At 73.5% G+C, this 19,540-nt stretch carries 15 protein-coding genes; 9 read left to right on the top strand and 6 right to left on the bottom strand.

Annotated features, from left to right (window positions below; translation table 11 throughout):
- Positions 1-101 precede the first annotated feature (101 nt).
- Both AB0I67_RS29840 and AB0I67_RS29835 read right to left on the bottom strand, forming a co-directional pair.
- The gene (locus AB0I67_RS29840) at positions 102-1,652 is read right to left on the bottom strand and encodes an LCP family protein (RefSeq protein WP_357930400.1); all 1,551 of its coding nucleotides are present in this window, start codon (positions 1,650-1,652) and stop codon (positions 102-104) included.
- A gap of 100 nt (positions 1,653-1,752) precedes the next feature.
- Entirely contained in the window at positions 1,753-3,078 is a 1,326-nt protein-coding gene (locus AB0I67_RS29835; RefSeq protein ID WP_357929974.1) for a neutral zinc metallopeptidase, read from the bottom strand.
- 334 nt (positions 3,079-3,412) lie between these two features.
- Between AB0I67_RS29835 and AB0I67_RS29830 the strand changes: the two genes are divergently transcribed.
- The 5 genes from AB0I67_RS29830 (at position 3,413) to folP (ending at position 9,670) form a co-directional block, all read left to right on the top strand.
- On the top strand, positions 3,413-4,288 hold the full coding sequence (locus tag AB0I67_RS29830; RefSeq protein WP_357929971.1) for a LysR family transcriptional regulator: 876 nt from the start codon (positions 3,413-3,415) through the stop codon (positions 4,286-4,288).
- A 454-nt stretch (positions 4,289-4,742) separates the two neighbouring features.
- The gene (locus AB0I67_RS29825; RefSeq protein ID WP_357929968.1) at positions 4,743-6,095 is read left to right on the top strand and encodes a cellulose synthase catalytic subunit; all 1,353 of its coding nucleotides are present in this window, start codon (positions 4,743-4,745) and stop codon (positions 6,093-6,095) included.
- 97 nt (positions 6,096-6,192) lie between these two features.
- Entirely contained in the window at positions 6,193-8,067 is a 1,875-nt protein-coding gene (locus tag AB0I67_RS29820; protein ID WP_357929965.1) for an acyltransferase family protein, read from the top strand.
- The gene (locus tag AB0I67_RS29815) at positions 8,064-8,831 is read left to right on the top strand and encodes a family 16 glycosylhydrolase (RefSeq protein ID WP_357929962.1); all 768 of its coding nucleotides are present in this window, start codon (positions 8,064-8,066) and stop codon (positions 8,829-8,831) included. Before AB0I67_RS29820 ends, AB0I67_RS29815 begins: the two co-directional genes overlap by 4 nt.
- On the top strand, positions 8,828-9,670 hold the full coding sequence (gene folP, locus AB0I67_RS29810) for a dihydropteroate synthase (protein WP_357929959.1): 843 nt from the start codon (positions 8,828-8,830) through the stop codon (positions 9,668-9,670). The genes AB0I67_RS29815 and folP overlap by 4 nt, the downstream gene beginning before the upstream one ends.
- Here folP and AB0I67_RS29805 read toward each other — a convergent pair.
- A complete protein-coding gene (locus AB0I67_RS29805) occupies positions 9,652-11,046 on the bottom strand; it encodes an aspartate aminotransferase family protein (protein WP_357930397.1) in 1,395 nt (464 codons plus the stop codon). The two genes, folP and AB0I67_RS29805, sit on opposite strands and share 19 nt — an antisense overlap.
- A 123-nt stretch (positions 11,047-11,169) precedes the next feature.
- Between AB0I67_RS29805 and AB0I67_RS29800 the strand changes: the two genes are divergently transcribed.
- Positions 11,170-13,983: a BTAD domain-containing putative transcriptional regulator gene (locus tag AB0I67_RS29800; protein ID WP_357929956.1), complete on the top strand. Its 2,814-nt coding sequence runs from the start codon at positions 11,170-11,172 to the stop codon at positions 13,981-13,983.
- Between the two features lie 90 nt (positions 13,984-14,073).
- On the opposite strand, the gene AB0I67_RS29795 is transcribed toward AB0I67_RS29800, so the two are convergent.
- The 3 genes from AB0I67_RS29795 to AB0I67_RS29785 all read right to left on the bottom strand — a co-directional run bounded on the left by AB0I67_RS29795 (position 14,074) and on the right by AB0I67_RS29785 (position 16,292).
- Positions 14,074-14,217: a hypothetical protein gene (locus AB0I67_RS29795; RefSeq protein ID WP_357929954.1), complete on the bottom strand. Its 144-nt coding sequence runs from the start codon at positions 14,215-14,217 to the stop codon at positions 14,074-14,076.
- Between the two features lie 64 nt (positions 14,218-14,281).
- Entirely contained in the window at positions 14,282-15,625 is a 1,344-nt protein-coding gene (locus tag AB0I67_RS29790) for an ATP-binding protein (RefSeq protein ID WP_357929951.1), read from the bottom strand.
- A complete protein-coding gene (locus tag AB0I67_RS29785) occupies positions 15,618-16,292 on the bottom strand; it encodes a response regulator transcription factor (protein ID WP_357929948.1) in 675 nt (224 codons plus the stop codon). Before AB0I67_RS29785 ends, AB0I67_RS29790 begins: the two co-directional genes overlap by 8 nt.
- Positions 16,293-16,410: 118 nt before the next feature.
- On the opposite strand from AB0I67_RS29785, the gene AB0I67_RS29780 reads away from it, so the two are divergent.
- From AB0I67_RS29780 to AB0I67_RS29770, 3 genes are read left to right on the top strand one after another with little or no spacing between them, the layout of a single operon-like run.
- Positions 16,411-17,472, top strand: coding sequence for a DUF2092 domain-containing protein (locus AB0I67_RS29780; protein ID WP_357929945.1), 1,062 nt, complete (start codon positions 16,411-16,413; stop codon positions 17,470-17,472).
- A gap of 5 nt (positions 17,473-17,477) precedes the next feature.
- Positions 17,478-18,443 (top strand): ABC transporter ATP-binding protein, encoded by a 966-nt coding sequence (locus tag AB0I67_RS29775; RefSeq protein ID WP_357929942.1) that lies wholly within the window; start codon positions 17,478-17,480, stop codon positions 18,441-18,443.
- A complete protein-coding gene (locus AB0I67_RS29770; RefSeq protein ID WP_357929939.1) occupies positions 18,430-19,329 on the top strand; it encodes an ABC transporter permease subunit in 900 nt (299 codons plus the stop codon). The genes AB0I67_RS29775 and AB0I67_RS29770 overlap by 14 nt, the downstream gene beginning before the upstream one ends.
- Positions 19,330-19,540: the final 211 nt, after the last annotated feature.

Genomic DNA, 19,540 nt, shown 5'->3' with positions numbered 1-19,540 from the left:
ACCCGGCATACCGGGCGAATCGGGTTTCGGTCAGCCGTGATCCCCACCGCTGACCGAACCCATCCGCCGGGCCTGCCCCATCACTTCGGCGCGGCCGCTCCTCAGCTCAGGCCGCAGAGCTCGTCGAGGGACTTGGCGGCCTTGTTGTCGTTGCGCGTCGGCGTCTGGCTGGGGGAGGCCTGCCCCGGCCGGGTGCCGGTGGCGGACGCGCTGGCCGATGCGGAGGCGGGCGGGGTGGCGCCGGTGGGATTGGGAGTGGTGGACGGCGCGCCGGCGGCGAGCTGCTGGCGGGCGGGCTTGGCGGAGTCGCGGACCGCCCGGGCGGCGGCCAGCCGGATCTTGGCCCAGTCCGCCGACCCCGGCCAGAACTCCGGCGGCACGAACTGCAGGCTGGTGATCTTGGCGCCCTTGACCTTCAGGGCGAGCTGGGTGATGGCCGGCAGGAGCTCCTGGGGCATGTTCGTCTCGGCCATCCGCTTGGCCGCGGCGGCGATCCGGTTGAACTTGGTGAGGATCACGTCCGGCGTCGCCTGTTTGGCGAAGGCGCCGATGACGCACCGCTGCCGGCTCATCCGGGAGAAGTCGTCGGACCCGACCCGGGAGCGCCCGTACCAGAGCGCCTCCTCGCCGGTCAGCCGCCGGGTGCCCGCCTTGATGGTGCCGGCCGTGCCGTACAGGCCGCCGAACTTGATGTCCTTGTCCACCCGGATCTGGAGCCCGCCGATCGCGTCCACCAGCGCGGCGAAGCCGTACATGTTGATCAGGGCGTAGTAGTCGATCTTGAGCCCGAGGGTGTGGCTGATGGCGTCCATGAGCGCGCGCGGGCCGCGGTGCGGGCCGCCCATGATCTCGGGGTGGTCGTTGCCGTACTGCCAGACCTCGTTGAGCAGGCCGCCGTTGGGCAGGTCGGCCATGAAGCCGTTGGGGAAGTGCTTGGCCAGCGGCGAGGTGGGCGGGAAGTGCACGTGCTGCAGGTTGCGCGGCAGGCTGAACATGACCGTGTTGCCGGTCTTCACCGAGATGCTGGCCACCGTCATGCTGTCGGTCCGCACGCCCTCGCGGTTGCCCGCGGCGTCGCCGCCGATGAGCAGGAAGTTCACCCGCTCCTTGCCGTTCCACGGGTCGGTCTCGGGGTTCTTGACCGCGGGGACGAGGTCGGGGTCGCCGCTCCCGCCGGGCTTGAAGATCGCCTCGACCGTCGACTTGAACGTCACCGCGGTGTTGGCGACCATCGCGAACGGCGCCATCACCGCCACGCACAGCAGGCCGATGAGGACCCCGGAGACGATCTGGCCCCGGCCGTCGAGCCGGTTGGGCCCCAGGCTGATGTAGGACGACAGCACCAGGGCGAACCACGCCAGCGCGAGCACGGCGGCGCCGATGGTGAGCGCGAGCAGGTTGCCGGTGGTGGCGAGCGCGCCGAGATTCTGCTTCGTGCGCGTCAGGCCGAAGATCAGGCCGGTCACCAGCAGGACGCCGAAGATGCCCAGCAGGGCGAATCCGGTGCGCCGGTGCCCGGCCCGCAGGTGGGCCAGGCCGGGGACGAGCGCCGACAGCGCCGTCCAGCCGAGGATGGACCCGAGCGTGATCGGCTGGGCGAAGCGTGGCGTGCCACCACGCCGCGGTTTCCCGGCGCGTCCCCCGTTGCGCATGCGCACACCCAGCTCCTTCTCTACCAGGTCAAAGGCTGGAGAGGATTTTAGCCCCTATATACGGACAACCGAGACAACACGCAAATCTCAGATGAACGTTTCAGGAGGTGGCGGAAGCCGAAGCCATCCACGTATTGCACTGCTGCGGCTTGCTGCGCTCCCACCCCTGGCGGAACCAGCGCTGACTGTTGGTGAGCGAGCCGTGGTCACGCGGGTATCCGGGATGGTCGCCCACCCGGCCGTAGAAGGCGAACAGCTCGGCCCGCCGCCCGGTCGGCACCGGATAGCTGCCCGCCACCGAGCGCATCCACATGCCGCCGAAACAGTTGGCCTGCAGCTCCAGCCGGCGGCTCAGCGCCAGCCGGGCGCTCTCGCTGCCGGTCGCCTGGTGGCGCTGCCAGTAGGAGTCGAGGATGCCGGTGAGGTTCTGCACGTGGTGACCGTACTCGTGGGCCATCATGCTGATGATGCCGCCGTGCCAGCTGATGATCTGCCCGTAGCCGATCGAGTTGCCGTTGCCGCGCGCCATCGCGCTCGTCGAGGCGTAGATGGTGTTGTTGCGCGGGCAGTAGTACGGCACCATGCTCCCCGCCGACGGGTAGTCGCCGCACGCGCCCCGGCCGCGGCCCGAGGCGATGGCGTAGCCGGGCGGGCTCCACTCGATCCCCACCCGGTCCAGCACCGGCGCCCACGCCTTGTCCATGCACCGGCCGGTCTTCAGGATCAGCGCCTTGAGCTGGCTGTGGTTGAAGATGCTCGGATTGCCCGCCGGGCAGTTCAGCCGGGGGAGGGCGACGCTCCGGTACAGGCTGTTGGTCCTGACGCTCGTGTCCACCGGACGCGGGCGCGGGACCTCCTCGCGCTGCTCGCCCTGCTCCTCTTCCGGTGTCTGCTGTGTCGGCTGGCTGGTCGGCTGGCTGGTCGGCCGGCTGGTGGGGCGGTTGGTCGGGCGCTGGACCGGCGGCAGCGTCGGCCGCCTGGTGGGCCGGATCGCGGGCCGGGTCTCGTCGGGGTCGGGCAGGGCGATCGGCGTGGTCGTCGAGGTCTTCGACGGGCTCTTCAGCACGTTCGTGGCGACCACCAGCAGGATGAACACCGCCGCCAGCGAGCCGAGCACCACGCCCAGCACCGTCATCGCGCCGCCGCCCCGCTTGCGCTGCGGCTGCGGCGGCCACTGCCCGCCGTGCGGGCGCGGCGGCACCGGCGGTGGCGGCGGCGCCCACCCGGGGCCGCCCTGCGGGCCGGGGTACTGCCCGCCGTACGGCTGGCCCTGCTGGTACGGCCGGCCCTGCTGGTACGGCTGGCCCTGCGGGTGGGGAGCGCCCTGCGGGTACGGCTGGCCCTGGGGTCCGGCCGGCGGGTAGGGCCGGCCTTGCGGGTACTGCGGGCCGGCCGGGCCGGGGTGCGGGGCGCCATGGGGCGGCATGGCCGGCGCCGGCGGTCCCACCGGGGCGGGCGGCTGCTGAGGGGCCGGCGGGTGGGGTGCGGGCTGTGCCTGGCGGTTCGGGTAGTTCGGCGGCGGCCAGGGGAGCGAGTGCGGCCGCTGGGGCCCCGGCTGCCCCTGATCCGGCGGGGGATAGTGCCCGTTTCCCGACATCGTGCCACCCCCGCTAATGGATCTTTGCCAAATATGGGGCAGAAGCATACTGATTTATCACCCGTCACGGATGTAGCACCACTCGGTTACCCTCCGAAATCAGACGAGGTGATCTCCGCTATGTCCCGGACCACGCGCCGGGCGTTGCCCTAGCTTCAAAGGCATGAACCTGCAGCAGCTCCGCTACGTGGTCGCGACTGCGGAGCACCGCACCATGACCGACGCGGCCAGGTCGCTCTACATCGCGCAGCCCGCACTGTCGCGTGCGATCCGGGATCTGGAGCGGGAGCTCGGCATGACGCTCTTCGCCCGCTCCGGCCGGGGTGTCGTCGTCACCGCCCAGGGTCGCCGGGTGGTCAAGCTGGCGAGGGAGGCTCTCGACGCGGTCCGCGAAATCGAGGGCCTGGCCGGCCACAGTGGCACATCGGAGGCCGAACTGCGCATCGCCTCCACCCCCAACCTCGAGCCCGGGCTGGCCGGGCGGCTGCTGCCCGCCTACGCCGCCGAGCATCCGGGGGTCCGGGTGCACATCGTCCGCTGCGACGGCCGGGACGCCGTCGTCAACGCGGTACGGGACTCGCGGGCCGACCTCGGCCTGACCGACCTGCCCGTCCCGCCGGACCTGGTCACCCATCCGGTGGAACGGCAGGAGATCGTGCTCATCTCCCCGCCGGGGCTCGACCTGCCCAACCCCGTTCCGATGAACCTCCTCGACGGCCTGCGCCTGGCCCTGCCCGCCCGGGGCAGCGTGCGCCGCCGGGAGCTGGACGCGATGTTCGGCAAGTACGCCGTCAATCCGATCGTCGTGCTGGAGACCGACGAGCGCAACGGCTGGCTCAAGGCGGTCCGCTCCGGCCAGGCGTCCCTGCTCTGGTACCGCGGCATGGCCGAGCAGGCCAGCCGGGCGGGGCTCGTCGTGCGCTCCCTGGATCCGGCCGTGCGCCGCGTGATCGCCGTCGTGCACGCCCGCCGCCGGTTGCCGCTCATCGCCCAGGACTTCCTCGTCACCGCCGAGAAGGGCTCAGGGTCCGCCGCCTAGCCGATATCCGTACGGAACGGTCCAATTCGCCCCTCGTCCGACCGGCGAGGGGCGAACAATGCTCCGGAAATCGCTTTCTGCTTGATATTTCACCTAATTGCCCTGTGAAATACCCCACACCCAATAAGCCGATAAATCGGACAAAGGGGTTGATCGGGAGCGGTCGGGAAAGCGATGAAACGCTTAATCTCCGCCGGTTTCCTGAATGTTCACCCGGCTCGACGATCACCAACGGGAAAGTTTCTTTACAGTAGACCCCGTGACCGCAACACTGGCCGAGCCGACGATTCGTGCAGATCACAGCTACCTACCCCAACCCCCGACCGACTCCGAAATATCCCTCTATTTCGGTCCGCAGCGCCGCTGGGTGCTCCTGGCCATCCCGCTTTCCCTCACCTTGACCGCCGGAACATTGTTCCTCTTCTCCCTACGCCACGCCATTCTGACGCCATTCTTGCTCGCCCTCCTGCTCAACCTGGCCGGCTGGATCCTGTCCTACGTGGACGGCCAGCGCCAGCGCTCGACCACCTGGGAGTCCCACCTGCTGCTGGTGCGCTCCTGGCGACCGCCTGCCGTACCGTCCGTGGACGTCTTCGTGCCCACCTACGGCGAGCCCCTGGAGGTGCTGGACAACACCTTCCGCCACGTCGCACGGATGCGCTGGAACGGTCCATTGACCTTGTGGGCGCTCGACGACGGCGCCCGGCCCGAGGTCGAGGAACTGGCCGCCCGGCACGGCTTCCGCTACAGCAGCCGCCCCGACCGCGGCCACCTGAAGAAGGCCGGCAACCTCAACCACGGCCTGAGCCTGAGCGACGGCGACCTGGTGGCGGTCTTCGACGCCGACTTCGCCCCGCGCCCCGACTTCCTCGACCACCTGGCCCCCTACCTGGAGGACCCGAAGATCGCCATCGCGCAGTCGCCGCAGTTCTTCGACACCGGCGCGGACCTGCCCTGGGTGCAGCGCACGGCCGGCGCCGCGCAGGAGCTGTTCTACCGCTGGCTGCAGCCGAGCCGCGACGCCGACGGCGGGGCGATCTGCGTGGGCAGCAACGTGCTCTACCGGCGCAGCGCCCTGGAGACCATCGGCGGCTTCCCGAAGATCGACCACAGCGAGGACATCTACACCAGCGTCGCGCTGATGCGGCACGGCCTGCGCACCAAGTACGTGCCGGTGCTGCTGGCCAAGGGCCTGTCGCCGGACAACGCCGGCTCCTACATCGCCCAGCAGTACCGCTGGGCGATGGGCTGCCTGAGCCTGCTGTTCAGCCGCGACTTCCACCGCACGCCGATGCCGTGGCGGGTGCGGGTGTCGTACTGGTCGGGCTTCCTGTCCTACTTCGTCTCCGCGCTCAACATCGCCGCGATCCCGCTGCCCGGGCTGATCATGCTGTACGCCTACCCGCAGGACGTGCGGGCCTGGCACATGATCCCGTTCGTCGGGCCGCTGTGGGTGGCGCTGGTGCTGCTGCCGGCGGTCTCGGTCGGCCGCTACCGGTTCGAGGTGATCCGCGCGCAGACGCTGTACGCCTACTGCCACCTGTTCGCCATCTGGCACGCCGTCCGCAACCGGGTGGCGGCGTGGGTGCCCAGCGGCGGCGCGGGGGCGCGCCGCTCCCGCATGGTCAGGACGATCGCCCGGCTCGCGCTGGGCTGGCTGGCCCTGGTCACCGCGGCGGCCTGGGCGGGGATCGCCTGGCGCGCCCCTGAGTACGGCTGGCACCACTACTGGGCGCTGATCGCCTTCACCGCGGCCAGCACCTACATCGCCCTCCCGCTCCTGCGCGACCTGTGGCGGCTGCGATGAACCACCGCCTGCGCTGGCCGGAGGCCCTGGCCATCACCGCCCTGCTCCTGCTCGCCGTGCTCGTCGCCGCCGGCGGCGCCCTGCCCCCGCTGCTGCCGTGAGCGAGACCCCGATGAAGCACCGCACCGACATCGAGGGACTGCGCGGCGTCGCCGTGCTGTTCGTGCTCGCCTTCCACGCCACCGTCCCCGGCCTGAGCGGCGGGTTCGCCGGGGTGGACGTCTTCTTCGTCATCTCCGGCTTCCTGATCACCACGCTGACCACCCGGCCCTTCTCCCTGGCCGACTTCTACGCCCGCCGGGCCCGGCGCATCCTGCCCGCGGCCGGAACCGTGCTGGTGGTGACCGCGCTGGCCGCCTGGGCGGTGCTGCCCGCGCTGCGGCTGCGCGAGCTGGGCGCCGACCTGTTCGCCGCCGCGCTGTCGCTGGCCAACTGGCGTTTCATCGCGCTGGAGACCGACTACCTGGCCGCCGACCGCGAGCCGAGCCCGCTGCTGCACTTCTGGTCCCTGGCCGTGGAGGAGCAGTACTACCTGCTCTGGGCGCCCCTGGCCTGGCTCGCCTTCCGGCTGGCCGGGCGCAGGGCGGTGGCCGCGCTCGCGCTGGTGATCACCGCAGGCTCGCTCTGGCCGGCGCTCACCTGGGACGGACCGGCCGCCTACCTGGCGACGCCGGCGCGGGCCTGGCAGTTCGGGGTGGGCGCGCTGGCCTCGCTCGCCGTGCCGTACCTGACCCGCCTGCCCCGGCTCTGGGCCGCGGCCCTCGGTACGGCAGGCGCCGCGGCCGTGGCCTGGTCGCTCACCATCGTGGAGAGCGGCTACCCCGGCCCCGAGGCGCTGGCCCCGACGCTGGGCACGGCCGCGCTCCTGCTGTTCCGCTCGCCGGTCTCGGCCCTGCTCGGCACCGCGCCGCTGCGGGCGATGGGCCGGCTGTCGTTCGCCTGGTACCTGTGGCACTGGCCGGTCCTGGTGCTGGCCGAGGCGGCGCTCGGCGAGCAGCCCTGGCCGGTGCGCCTGGCCCTGGTGCTGGCCTCGGCGGCGCCCGCCTGGCTGACCATGCGCCTGGTGGAGAACCCGGTGCGCTTCTCCCCGGTGGTCACCGAACGCCCCCGGCGCGGCCTGGCCGTCGGCGTCGCCGCGATCACCGTCCCGGTGATGGCCACACTGCTGCTCGGCTGGGCGACCGCGCCCCGCGTGAGCACCGCGACGGCCGCCGTGGCCGAGCCCGCCCCGGCGCTCGACCCGCTGCAGGCGCGCGACGACTACCCGAAGTCGCAGGGCTGCGAGGTCGGCCCGACGGACGTGGTCAGCCCGCCCTGCCGGTTCGGCACCGGCCGCGACCGGATCGTGCTGATCGGCGACTCGCACGCCGGGCAGTGGTTCGCCATGGCCCAGCGGATCGCGCAGCGCCGCGGCTGGGCGCTGGAGGTGCTGGTCAAGCCGGGCTGCCCGCTGCCCAGGCTCACCGTCACCGACCCGCGGCTGGGCCGTACCTACCACGAGTGCGACACCTGGCGCGAGAACGCGCTGCGCCGCCTGGAGTCCGAGGCGCCGCCCCGGCTCGTCCTGCTCGGCTCGCTCAACGCCTACGCCACGCCCGAGGCCACCGCCCGCGGCTGGCGGGCCACGCTGGCCAGGCTCGAACGGCTCGGCGCGCCGCTGGTCTACCTGCGCGACACCCCGCTGCCCGGCCTGGACGTGCCCGCCTGCCTGGCGGCCGGGCCCGCGGCAGCCTGCGGCTTCCCCCGCGAGCGCGCGCTGCCGCCCGACCGGCTGGCCGAGCGCCCGCGCCCGGGCCTGTGGACCCTCGACGTCACCCCGCTGCTCTGCCCGGGCACGACCTGCCCGGCGGTGCTCGACGGCGTCATCCTCTACCGCGACGACTCCCACCTGACCGACACCGCCGTCGTCCGGCTCGCGCCCCGCCTGGAGCGCGACCTGGAGGACCTCGACCTGATCCCCACCGTGCTATGAAAACGATCAGGACGATCCTGCTGGCCCTCCTGCTGCTCCTGCCGCTCGCCGGGTGCTCGCCCGGCGACGGCTGGCGGGAGGTCTTCCGCGACGACTTCGACACCCTGGAGGCGTGGGTGGCCGAGGAGGGCGAGGGCCGCTGGGGCACCGGCGAGATCGAGCGGATGAGCCGGGACAACCTCTCGCTCTCCGGCGGCCTGCTGGCCATCACCCCGCGACGGGAGGGCGGCGGGTGGACCTCCGGGCGGATCCGCAGCCGCCGCGAGGACTTCGGCGTCCCCGAGGGCGGCGGCACGCTGCGGGTCGAGGCGCGGATCGCGCTGCCCGCGGTGGGCCCGGCCGACGGCAAGGGGTACTGGCCGGCGTTCTGGATGCTCGGCGGGCACACCGGCTGGCCGGCCGTGGGCGAGATCGACATCCTGGAGGCCACCGGCGGCCGGCCGGAGATCATGGGGGCGATGCACTGCGGGGTGATGCCCGGCGGCCCCTGCCAGGAGCCGAAGGGACTGACCACCGGGCCGCAGCCCTGCGCGACCTGCTTCGGGGCCTTCCACACCTACGCGGTGGAGCTGACCGGCGAGCGCACCACGTGGTTCCTGGACGGCCGGCCGTACCACTCGATGGACCGGAGCCTGCCGCGGCGCTTCTTCCTCATCCTCAACGTGGCCATCGGCGGCGGGCTGCCCGGCCCGCCGGACGCCTCGACCGCCTCCGGGCGGCCGATGCTCGTCGACCACGTGAGCGTTAAGCTCAGGTCTCGATGAGCACACTGCGCCTGGGCGGGCGGGAGTTCGCCCCCGGGGAACACGCGATCATGGCCGTGGTCAACCGGACCCCCGACTCCTTCTTCGACCGGGGCAAGACCTTCGGCTTCGAGGCGGCCCTGGCGGCCGTCGACCGGGCGGTGGCCGGGGGCGCCGACCTCGTCGACATCGGCGGGGTCAAGGCCGGGCCGGGCGACGACGTGGACACCCGCGAGGAGATCCGCCGCGTCGCCGGGCTGGTCGAGGCGGTGCGCGAGCGCCACCCCGAGCTGCTGATCAGCGTCGACACCTGGCGCGCCGAGGTCGGCGAGGTGGTCGCCAAGGCCGGGGCCGACCTGCTCAACGACACCTGGGGCGGCGTCGACCCCGAGCTCGCGCACGTGGCCGCGGCGCACGGCGTGGGCCTGGTGTGCGCGCACGCGGGGCGGGTGACGCCCCGCACCCGGCCGCACCGGATCGCCTACGCGGACGTGGTGGCCGACGTCGTGGCCTACACCGTCGAGCTGGCCGAGCGGGCGGTGGCCGCCGGGGTGGCGCGCGAGTCGATCCTCATCGACCCGGCGCACGACTTCGGCAAGAACACCTTCCACTCGCTGGAGGTCAGCCGCCGGCTCGGCGAGCTGGCGGAGACCGGCTGGCCGGTGCTGGTGGCGGTCTCGAACAAGGACTTCGTCGGCGAGACGCTCGGCGGGCTGCCGGTCGAGGAACGGCACGCCGGCACGATCGCCACCCTCGCGGTCTCGGCGCTGCTCGGCGCGCGCATGTTCCGCGTGCACGACGCCGCCTCGGCCCGCACCGCGCTGGCGGAGGTCGCGCGCCTTCAGCCGCCGTCGGCGTAGAGCACCGACAGGAACCTGATCAGGATCTGCTCCCGCTTGGCCGGCGGCAGCGCGTCCAGGATCGCGTTGACCGCGGCCATCTCGGGCTGCCCGCCCGAGGGCGTCAGGTCCACGCCGACCGCCGCGGCCAGTTCGGCGAAGGAGGCGTCGTCCAGCGAGTCCAGGTCGAGCCCCGCCACCAGCTCGACCAGGCCCTCGGGCAGGACCACCGGGCCGCGCTCGCGGGCCGCGCGGGCGCACTCGGCGACCACTTCCAGCAGGGCCTCGACCCCGGCCAGGGTGACGCCGGTGACGGTGATGTGCAGGTTCTTGGGGATCCCGGCGTAGGAGAGCTGCGGCTGCAGGAACCAGCCCCGCCGGCGCGCCTCGTCGGCCAGCACGAAGACGTCGAGCTCGGCGGAGGAGAAGGCGATGAGCGAGCCCTGCGGGTCGCCCATGACGGTGAGCCCCGGGATCTTGGCCAGGCCCTCGCGCAGCCGCAGCGCGGCTTCGAGGGTCGCCCGGCCGAGCGCCAGGTAGCCGTCCTCGCCCACCGCGCGCAGCGTGGCCCACGCCCCGGCCAGCGGCCCGGCGGTGCGGGCGCTCTGCACGGTGGAGTTGATGATCGTGTACCCCGGCCAGGCGGCCGAGGCGAAGTAGGCCTTGCGCCGCCGCGCCGGATCGCGGAAGAGCACCACGGAGGCGCCCTTGGGGGCGTAACCGAACTTGTGCAGGTCGCAGGAGAGCGAGGTGACGCCCGGCACCGACAGGTCGAAGGGCGGCACGTCGGCCCCGGCCAGCCGCAGCCACGGCAGCAGCCAGCCGCCCACGCAGGCGTCCACGTGGCACGGCGGCCCGAGCGCGGCGATCTCCGCGACCGGGTCGACCACGCCGTGCGGGTAGGCGGGCGCCGAGGCGACGGTCAGGCAGGTGCGCTCGTCGATCGCCTCGGCCATCCGCGCCGGTACGGCCCGCAGGCTGATCGGGTCCACCGGGATCGCGCGCACCTCCAGCCCGAGATAGTGCGCCGCCTTGTGGAAGGCGGGATGCGCGGTCACCGGCAGCACGAGGTTGAGTTTCCCGCCGCGCAGCGGGAAGGCGTCGCGCGCCGACTTCACCGCCAGCATGATCGACTCGGTGCCGCCGCTGGTGAAGATGCCCGAGCCGCCGCCCAGCAGCCGGGAGACCGCCCCGACCACCTCGCGCTCCATCGCCACCACGCTCGGGAAGGCGGTGGGGTCGAGCATGTTGACCTCGAGCATCTCGAGATAGGCGCGGGCCGCGGCCTCGTGCACCTCGGGCCGGCCGGTGTCGTAGACGTAGGCGGTCACCTTGCCGCCGCGCACCGGCAAGTCGTGCGCCCGTAGCCGGGCCAGCTCTGCGAGTAGCTCGTCGATCACGACACGACCGTACGGCGCATGGCATAGTCCGGTCAACGAAGCATTCCGGCGAACGGGGTCGGCACCCTGCAAGCGGGGTGCAAGATCTGCTGAGACGATCCAGGGCCGGAGAGGAGACAGATGCGTTTCAAGGTTCTCGGACCGCTCGTCGTCGAAAGGGACGGCGAGGAGTTGCGCACGGGGGGCAGCCTGCAACGGGTGGTGCTCGCCCTGCTGTTGCTGGACGCGGGCCGGATCGTTCCGCTCGACCGGCTGATCGAGGCCACCTGGGGCGAGGAGCCGCCCAGCACCGCACGGAACCAGATCCAGATCCGGATCTCGCAGTTACGCCGCATGCTCGGCGACGTGGCCCAGCCGTACCGGCTGCTGCTCACCCGCCCGCCCGGCTATCAGTTGCGGCTGGAGCCCGGCGCGCTCGACCTGGCCGAATTCGACGCCCTGGTGGCCAGGGCGCAGGGCGAGGAGCCGGTGCGCGCGGTGGCCTGCCTGCGCGAGGCGCTGGCGCTGTGGCGCGGCCCGGCGCTGGCCGACGTGGAAAGCGAGCTGATCCGGCGCATCGGCCAGGACCTGGAGGAACGCCGCATCCTGGCGCACGAGCGCTGCGTCGACCTCGAACTCGGCCTCGGCCGCCACCAGCAGCTCGTCGCCGAGCTGCGCACCGCGGTGCAAGAGCACCCGCTGCGCGAGCGGCCGCACGGCCAGCTCATGCTCGCCTTGTACCGTTCCGGGCGGCACGCCGAGGCGCTGGAGGTCTACAGGGCCATCCGCGACACGCTGCGCGAGAACCTCGGCCTGGAGCCCAGCGACGAGCTGCGCCGCATGGAGCTGGCCATCCTCAACCAGGAGCCGCGCCTGGAGGGCCCCGCGCCCCGGCCGTCGGTGCCGCGCCAGCTCCCCCCGCTGCTCAGCGCCCTGGCCGGCCGCCAGGCCGAGCTCGATCGGGTCGAGCTGCTGCTGCGGCCCGACGAGGCCGGCGGCGGCCTGCCGGTCGCCGCGCTCACCGGCCGGGCCGGCGTCGGCAAGACCGAGCTCGCGCTGCACGCCGCGCACCGGCTCGCCCCGGCCTACCCCGACGGCCAGCTCTACGTGGACCTGCGCGGCGGCCAGCTCCAGCCGGCCGACGTGCTCAGCCGCTTCCTGCGCGCCCTGGGCGTCGGCGCCGCGCCCACCACGCTGGACGAGCGCAGCGCGTTGTTCCGCTCCACCGTCGCCGAGCGGCAGCTCCTCATCGTGCTGGACAATGCCGCCGGCTTCGACCAGGTCTGGCCGCTGCTGCCCGGCGGCCCGCCCAGCGGGGTGCTGATCACCAGCCGCGAGCGCCTGGTCGGCCTGGCCGAGGGCCAGGTCGTCCGGGTCGGCCTGCTCGACCACGACAGCGCCGTCGAGGTGCTCGCCCAGGAGATCGGGCTGGAGCGCGCCGCCGGGGAGCCGGAGGAGGTCGCGGTGCTGGCCAAGCAGTGCGGCGGCCTGCCGCTGGCGTTGCGCATCGCCGGCGGGCGGCTGGCCGTCCGGCCGCGCTGGCGCGTGCGCACCCTGGTGGAGCTGCTCAGCGACTCGCGCACCATGCTCGACGTGCTGCGCCAGGGCGACCGGGCGGTGCGCGCCAGCCTCGACGTCAGCTACCGCGGCCTGTCGGCGCCCGCCCAGGCGCTGTTCCGCGCGATCGGCCTGCTCGACTTCCCGCAGGTGCCCGGCTGGCTGGCCGCGGCGCTGCTCGGCGCCGAGCCCGGCGCCGCCCTCGGCGAACTGGTCGAGGCGGCCCTGCTGCGCCACTCGGCCGGCCGGTACGGCATGCACGACCTCGTGCGCGCCTTCGCCGGCGAGCGCGCCCGCGCCGAGGAGGACGAACCGGCCCGCGCCGCCACCGTGCACCGGGCCGGGCTGATCCTGCTCGCCCTCGCCGAACGGGCCCACGAGGAGCGCTACGGCGACTCCCACCGGCTGCCCCGCGGCTCGGCCCCGCGCGTCGAACTCCCCGCCGACCTGGCCCGGCACGCCCTGGCCGGCCTCGACGACGAACGTGTCACCCTGCTCGCGGCCGTCCGCCAGGCCGCCGCGCACGGGCTGGCCGAACTGTGCTGGAGCATCACCATGGCGGCCGTCGCGCTCTACGAGAACTACGGCTACTTCGAGGACTGGCGCACCGCGGCGCGCACCGCGCTGGAGGCGTGCGTCAGCGCGGGCGACGTGCGCGGCGAGGCCGCCATGCGCTACGCCCTCAGCACCGTCCAGGTCTTCGCCCAGCGCTACGGCGAGGCCGGCGAGCTGCTGGAGAGCGCCATCGTCTTGTTCTCGCACGCCGGCGAGCGGCACGGCCTCGGCCTGGCGCTGCGCAACCTGGCCCAGGTCGAGTCCTTCCGCGGCGACGACCGCCGGGCGCTGGAACGCTACCGCCAGGCCCTGCCGCTGCTGCACGAGGCCGGCGACCGGCCCGCCGAGGCACACGCCATGGTCAACATGGCCGGCCTCCAGGACGCCGGCGGCGACCCCGGCGGCGCCGAGGCCCTGCTCGGCAAGGCCCTGGAGATCTTCCGCACCGAGGGCGTACGGCGCGGCGAGGCACAGGCGCTCGACAGCCTCGCCCGCCTCCTGCTGCGGCAGGGCCGGGCCGAGGAGTCGCAGCGGGCCTTCGAGTCGGCCGCCGCCATCGTGCGCGCCATCGGCGACCGGATCGGCGAGGTCTACGTCATGCAGGGCCTGGCCGAGGCCTGGCGGGCCCTCGACCGGCCCGAGGAGGCCGAACGCACCCTGGTCGAGGTGCTCGCGGTCGCCGAACCCCTGGGCGACCGCCTCATCACCGGCCGTATCCATCTCAGCCTCGGCTCCCTGCTGGGCAGCGCCGAGCACCTGGAGCACGCGCGCGGCATGTTCGCCGAGATCGGCGCGGAGAGCCTGCGGGCGAGAGCCGAGGAGGCGCTCGCCCGCCTGCCCTGAGCCCCGGACCCCGGCTGTGGTCAGCCGGGCTCGATCCTGAGGGCGACTAATCCGATGGCGACCAGTCCGATGGCGACTAGTCCGGGGCGGCTAGTCTGGGGGCGGCGGCATGTCCGGCCGCGGCCACGGGTTGTGGGTGCCGCCCTCGTCGGCCGCCAGAGCCGCCCCCGCGGTGGCCCAGGAGGCGCCGAGCAGCCCCAGAGTGATGGCTATAGCGGCTAGAAATTTCCGCATATGTTCCCTCCTTTACGGACGAATCCGTGCGGGGGAGCGTAGGCGGGACCGCTATCGATTCGCTTTACGCCGGTCCCGGGCCGGAGGGCAGGGCGACCACCACCCGCAGCCCGGGGGCCGCGTCCTCCAGGTGGACCCGGCCGCCGTGGGCCAGGACCGTCTCGCGGACGATCGCCAGCCCGAGCCCCGCGCCGCCCTCGTCGCGGCCTCGGCCCTCGTCCAGGCGGGTGAAGCGGTGGAAGACCCGCTCCATGTCCTCGGCCGGCACGCCGGGGCCGTCGTCGGTCACGGTGAGCCTGCCGGAGGCGTCGAGGGTGACCTCGACGCCGGTGGCGGCGTGCCGTACGGCGTTGTCGAGCAGGTTGGTGAGCACCCGGCTGAGGTCGAGCTCGTCGCCCTCGACGATCACCGGGTCGCAGCGGCCGACCCGGACCAGGGGGTAGCGCTCGGCGACCCGCTTGACCACCTCGTGCAGCTCGACCGGGTCGTGCCGGGCCGGGCTGCCGCCGCGCTCGTCCAGGCGGGCCAGCGCGAGCAGGTCCTCGGCCAGCCGCGACAGGCGCAGGGTGTCCTCCAGCACGCCTTCGGCGGTCTCGCGCCAGTCCTGGCCCTCGGGGTGGCCGAGCGCGACCTCCAGTTGCAGCCGGATGCTGGCCAGCGGGCTGCGCAGCTCGTGCGCGGCGTCGGAGACCAGGGCCCGCTGGCGCTGCTCGGCCTCCTCCAGCCGGGCGAGCATCTCGTTGAGCGTGGTGGCCAGCGAGTGCACCTCGTCGCGGGAGGTGGGGACCGGCAGCCGGCGGGCGCGGGCGGTGTGCGTGATCTCGGTCGCGCTCTGGCGCAGCGAGGTGATCGGCCGCAGCCAGCGGCCGATGATGAGCCAGCTCGCCCCGGCCAGCACGACGGTCAGCAGCGGGGTGCCGGCCAGCAGCACCTTGCCCGCCACCGCCATGCTCTGGTCCAACTCGCGCGCCGAGCGGGCGGCCAGCACGATCCGGCCCTGGTCGGCGCGGATCGCGATGACCCGCAGCGGCCCGGAGGCGCCGTGCGCGAAGTCGGGCTCGCCGGTGGCCAATGCCCGGGCCAGCCGGCGCTCGTTGAGCAGCGGCACCAGCCGGTCGGTGCCGGGGGTGGCGTGCGTGATCCGCCCGCCGCTCTCCACGACCTGCAGGGCGGTGCCGTCGGTCGAGGTCAGCACGCGCGGGATGGTCCCGGCGTCGGCCATCACCCGCAGCGCCTGCGCCCGCTGCCGCATCGCCTCGTCGCTGGTGTCGGTGAGGGCGCGCGCGAGCACGCTGAGCAGGACCGAGGCGGAGGCGGCCAGCGCGAAGGCCAGCACCGCCGAGGCCACCGCGGTCAGCCGGAAGCGCAGGCTGCGCTGCCGCCACCAGGTCAGCGGCGACTCAGCCACCGTCGCCGGCCAGGCGGTACCCGGCGCCGCGCACGGTCTGGAGCGCGCTGCGGCCGAACGGCGTGTCGATCTTGCGGCGCAGGTAGCCGACGTAGACCTCGACCACGTTCGGGTCGGTGTCGAAGGTGTCCCAGACGTGCTCCAGGATCTCCGCCTTCGACACCACCTCGTCGTGCCGGCGCAGCAGGTACTCCAGCAGCGCGAACTCGCGCGGCGTCAGCTCGACCGGCTCCTCGCCGCGCTGCACCCGCCGCCGCGCCGGGTCGAGCGACAGGTCGCCCGCCGCCAGCACCGCCGGCCGCCGCCCGGCGTCGCGGCGCAGCAGGGCACGCAGCCGCGCCACCAGCACCACGTAGGAGAACGGCTTGGTCAGGTAGTCGTCGGCGCCCAGATCGAGCCCGTCGGCCATGTCGTACTCGCCGTCCTTGGCCGACAACATCAGGATCGGGACCCAGTTCTCCTCGGCCCTGAGCTGCTTGCACACGTTGTAGCCCGACAGCCGCGGCAACATGATGTCCAGCACGACCACGTCGTACTCGCCGACCCGGGCCAGGTGCAGCCCCTCCTCGCCGTCGTGCGCCAGGTCGACGGCGAAGCCCTCCGCCTGCAACCCGCGCTGCAGCGCCGCGGCCATCCGGCGCTCGTCCTCGACGACCAAGACCCTCATGGCGTGGAGTGTAGGCGCTCCCGCCTGAGAGCCCTCTCAGCCGGTCTCAGCCTCCGCACAGGACGCATGCCGCAGGCTCCACCACAGAACGGATCAGCGAATACCGTGAAGGAGTGACATGCGAACAGGCAAGCTCGTGAGGTGGGGTGTCCCGGTGGCCGCGGTCGCGGTGATCGGCGCGGCGGTCGCCGCGGGCCCGGTGGTCGCCGCGGTCGGCGCCGACCCGGTGCTGCCCGGCAAGACCGCGAGCCAGTTGCTGGCCGACGCCGCGGCCGCCAGCCGCGACGGCAAGGGATTGCCCCCGATGTCCGGAACCGTGACCAAGACCGCCTCCCTGGGGCTGCCCGCGCTGCCCGGCGGCCCCGAATCGCCCGCCGCGCTGCTGACCGGCGCGCACGAGCTGAAGGTCTGGTACGGCTCGCGCGACCGGGTACGGCTCGCGGTGCCCGAGGAGATGAGTGAGAAGAACTTCATCTACGACGGCACCCAGGCCTGGTTGTGGGACAGCTCCACCAACACCGCGACCAAGTTCAAGCTCCCGGCCGGCACCGCCGAGCAGCCGCCGGCGCCCAAGCCCTCCGACCTGACCCCGCAGCAGGTCGCCGAGAAGGTGCTGAACCAGGCCGAGCAGCACAGCACCGTCTCGGTGAGCGGCAACGACAAGGTCGCCGGGCGGGCGGTCTACCAGCTCTCCCTGGTTCCGAAGGACGCGGGGACGCTGGTGCAGGAGGTGCGGGTCGCGCTCGACGGCGAGACCTACCTGCCGATGCGGGTGCAGCTCTACGCCAAGGGCTCGGCCGAGCCGGCCTTCGAGGTCGGCTTCACCGAGGTGAACTTCACCGCCCCGGCGGAGGAGAACTTCACCTTCACCCCGCCGGCCGGGGTCAAGGTCGAGGAACGCCCCCTCGACCTCGGCGCCCTCGCCGAGCACCAGGCCGACCAGGCCACCCCGGCGATCAAGACGCTCGGCTCGGGGTGGAGCACGGTCGCGGCTCTGCCGTACCAGCGGAGCGAGTCCTTCGACGAGCTGCTGAGCGCCGCCAAGCCGGTCAGCGGCACGTGGGGCAGCGGCAAGCTGATCACCAGCAAGCTGCTCACCGTGCTGGTCACCGACGACGGCCGCATCCTGGCCGGCGCGGTCACCCCCGACAAGCTGGTCGAGACGGCCGGTCAGCGGTGACCTCCATGACGCAGGCAGTGGCACGTCCCGTCCCGGTCTCCGGGGCGGGCGTGCCCGCCGCCATCGCCACCAGCGGCCTGACCAAGCGCTTCAAAAGCGGGCAGGTCGCCGTCGACTCGCTCGACCTGACCGTGCCGCGCGGCTCGGTCTTCGGCTTCCTCGGGCCCAACGGCTCGGGCAAGACGACGACCATCCGCATGCTGCTCGGGCTGGTCTCGCCCACCTCCGGCTCGCACGAGCTGCTCGGCCGGCCGCTGGACCGGGCGCTGCCCTCGGTCGGCGCGGTCGTGGAGGGCCCGGCCTTCTACCCGTACCTGTCGGGCACGGCCAACCTGCTGCGGTTCGACGCGGCCAACCCGCACGCCTCGGCGCACGACGCGCCCTGGCGGGTGGCCGAGGCGCTCGACCGGGTCGGGCTGACCGCCGCCGCGGGCAAGCGCTACCGCGCCTACTCCCTCGGCATGCGCCAGCGCCTGGCCCTGGCCGCCGCGCTGCTGATGCCGCGCGAGCTGCTCGTGCTCGACGAGCCCACCAACGGGCTCGACCCGCAGGGCACCCGGGAGGTCCGCGCGCTGGTCAAGGAGATCGCCGCCGAGGGCACCACCGTCTTCGTCTCCTCGCACCTGCTGGCCGAGGTCGAGCAGATGTGCACGCACGCCGGGATCATGAGCAACGGCCGGCTGGTCGCCCAGGGCGACCTGGCCTCGCTGCACGCCGGCCGCGCGGCCCGCGTGCGCGTGCAGACCCCCGACCTGACCAGCGCCGCCGGCGTGCTGGCCGCGCTCGGGCTGGCCGACGTCCGCGCCACCGGCGAGGAGGTCACCGCCGAGCTGGGCGCCGTCGCGCCCGAGGAGGTCACCGCCGAGCTGGTACGGCAGGGCGTGGCCGTACGCGGGCTGGCGGTCGCGCGGCCCAGCCTGGAAGAGGTCTTCGTCGGACTGACCGGAGAGGGATTCGATGTCGGCGCTTGACACGGCACGTCCAAGGCCCGCCCGCCCGATGCCCGCCGACGGGGCCGTCCGGCCGGCCCGTCTGGCCCGGCAGTTCGGCCGGCTGCTGCGCTCCGAACTCGGCCTGACCTTCCGCCGGCCGCGCAACCTGGTGATGCTCGCGCTGCTCGGCGTGGTCCCGGTGCTGCTCGGCGTGGTCATCCGCATCGTTGGCGCCGAGGGCGGCGAGGGCGGCGCGGGCGGGCTGCTCGCGGCCACCGCCGGCAACAGCCTGATGCTCACCTTCGCCTCGCTCTTCGTGCTGGTGCCGCTGCTCATGCCGGTCGCGGTCGCCGTCGTCGCGGGCGACGCGGTGGCCGGCGAGGCCGGCGCCGGGACCTTGCGCTACCTGCTGGCCGCTCCGGCCGGGCGGACCCGGCTGCTGGCCGTCAAGTACCTCAACGCGGTGATCTTCGCGCTGGTCCTGACGCTCGTCGTCGCGGCGACCGCGCTGCTCACCGGGCTGCTGCTGTTCCCCACCGGAGAGCTCACGCTGCTGTCGGGCACGACGATCTCCTTCGGCGAGGGGCTGCTGCGCACCCTGCTCATCGTCGGCTACGTAACCGCGGGCATGGCGGCGCTGGCCGCCGTCGGGCTGGCCCTGTCGGTCTTCACCGAGGTGGCCATCGGGGCGGTCGCCGGGACCGTGGTGCTGGTTGTCGTCACCCAGGTGCTCCGGGCCATCCCGCAGCTCGACTGGCTGGCCCCCTACCTGCTGCCCACCCGCTGGACCGGCTTCGACGGCGTGCTGCGCGACCCGGTCGCCACCGGGGACCTGGTCTCCGGGCTGCTGACCTTCGGCGCGTACGTCGTGGTGGCGGGGTCGATCGCCTGGGCCCGCTTCACCGGCAAGGACATCAGCTCTTAGACCGGCCGCGCTCCGGACCCGTCCTGTGCGCCCGCCTTCCGTTCGGCGGCCCGCCTCTCCTCGGGCGGCCCCGCCTTTCTCCCGGCGGGCCGCCTCTCTTTCGGTGGCCCGCCTCTCTTTCGGTGGCCCGCCGCTCTTCTGGCGGGCACCCGCGCCCCTCTTTCGGCGGGCCGCCGCGCGCCGGCCCGGGGCAGTGTGGTCCGGGGCCGGC

The organism is Nonomuraea sp. NPDC050310 (genome assembly GCF_040655795.1).
Classification (GTDB): domain Bacteria; phylum Actinomycetota; class Actinomycetes; order Streptosporangiales; family Streptosporangiaceae; genus Nonomuraea.
The sequence above is the reverse complement of the archived record's forward strand: the minus strand, read 5'-3'. Positions and strand labels throughout refer to the sequence as shown.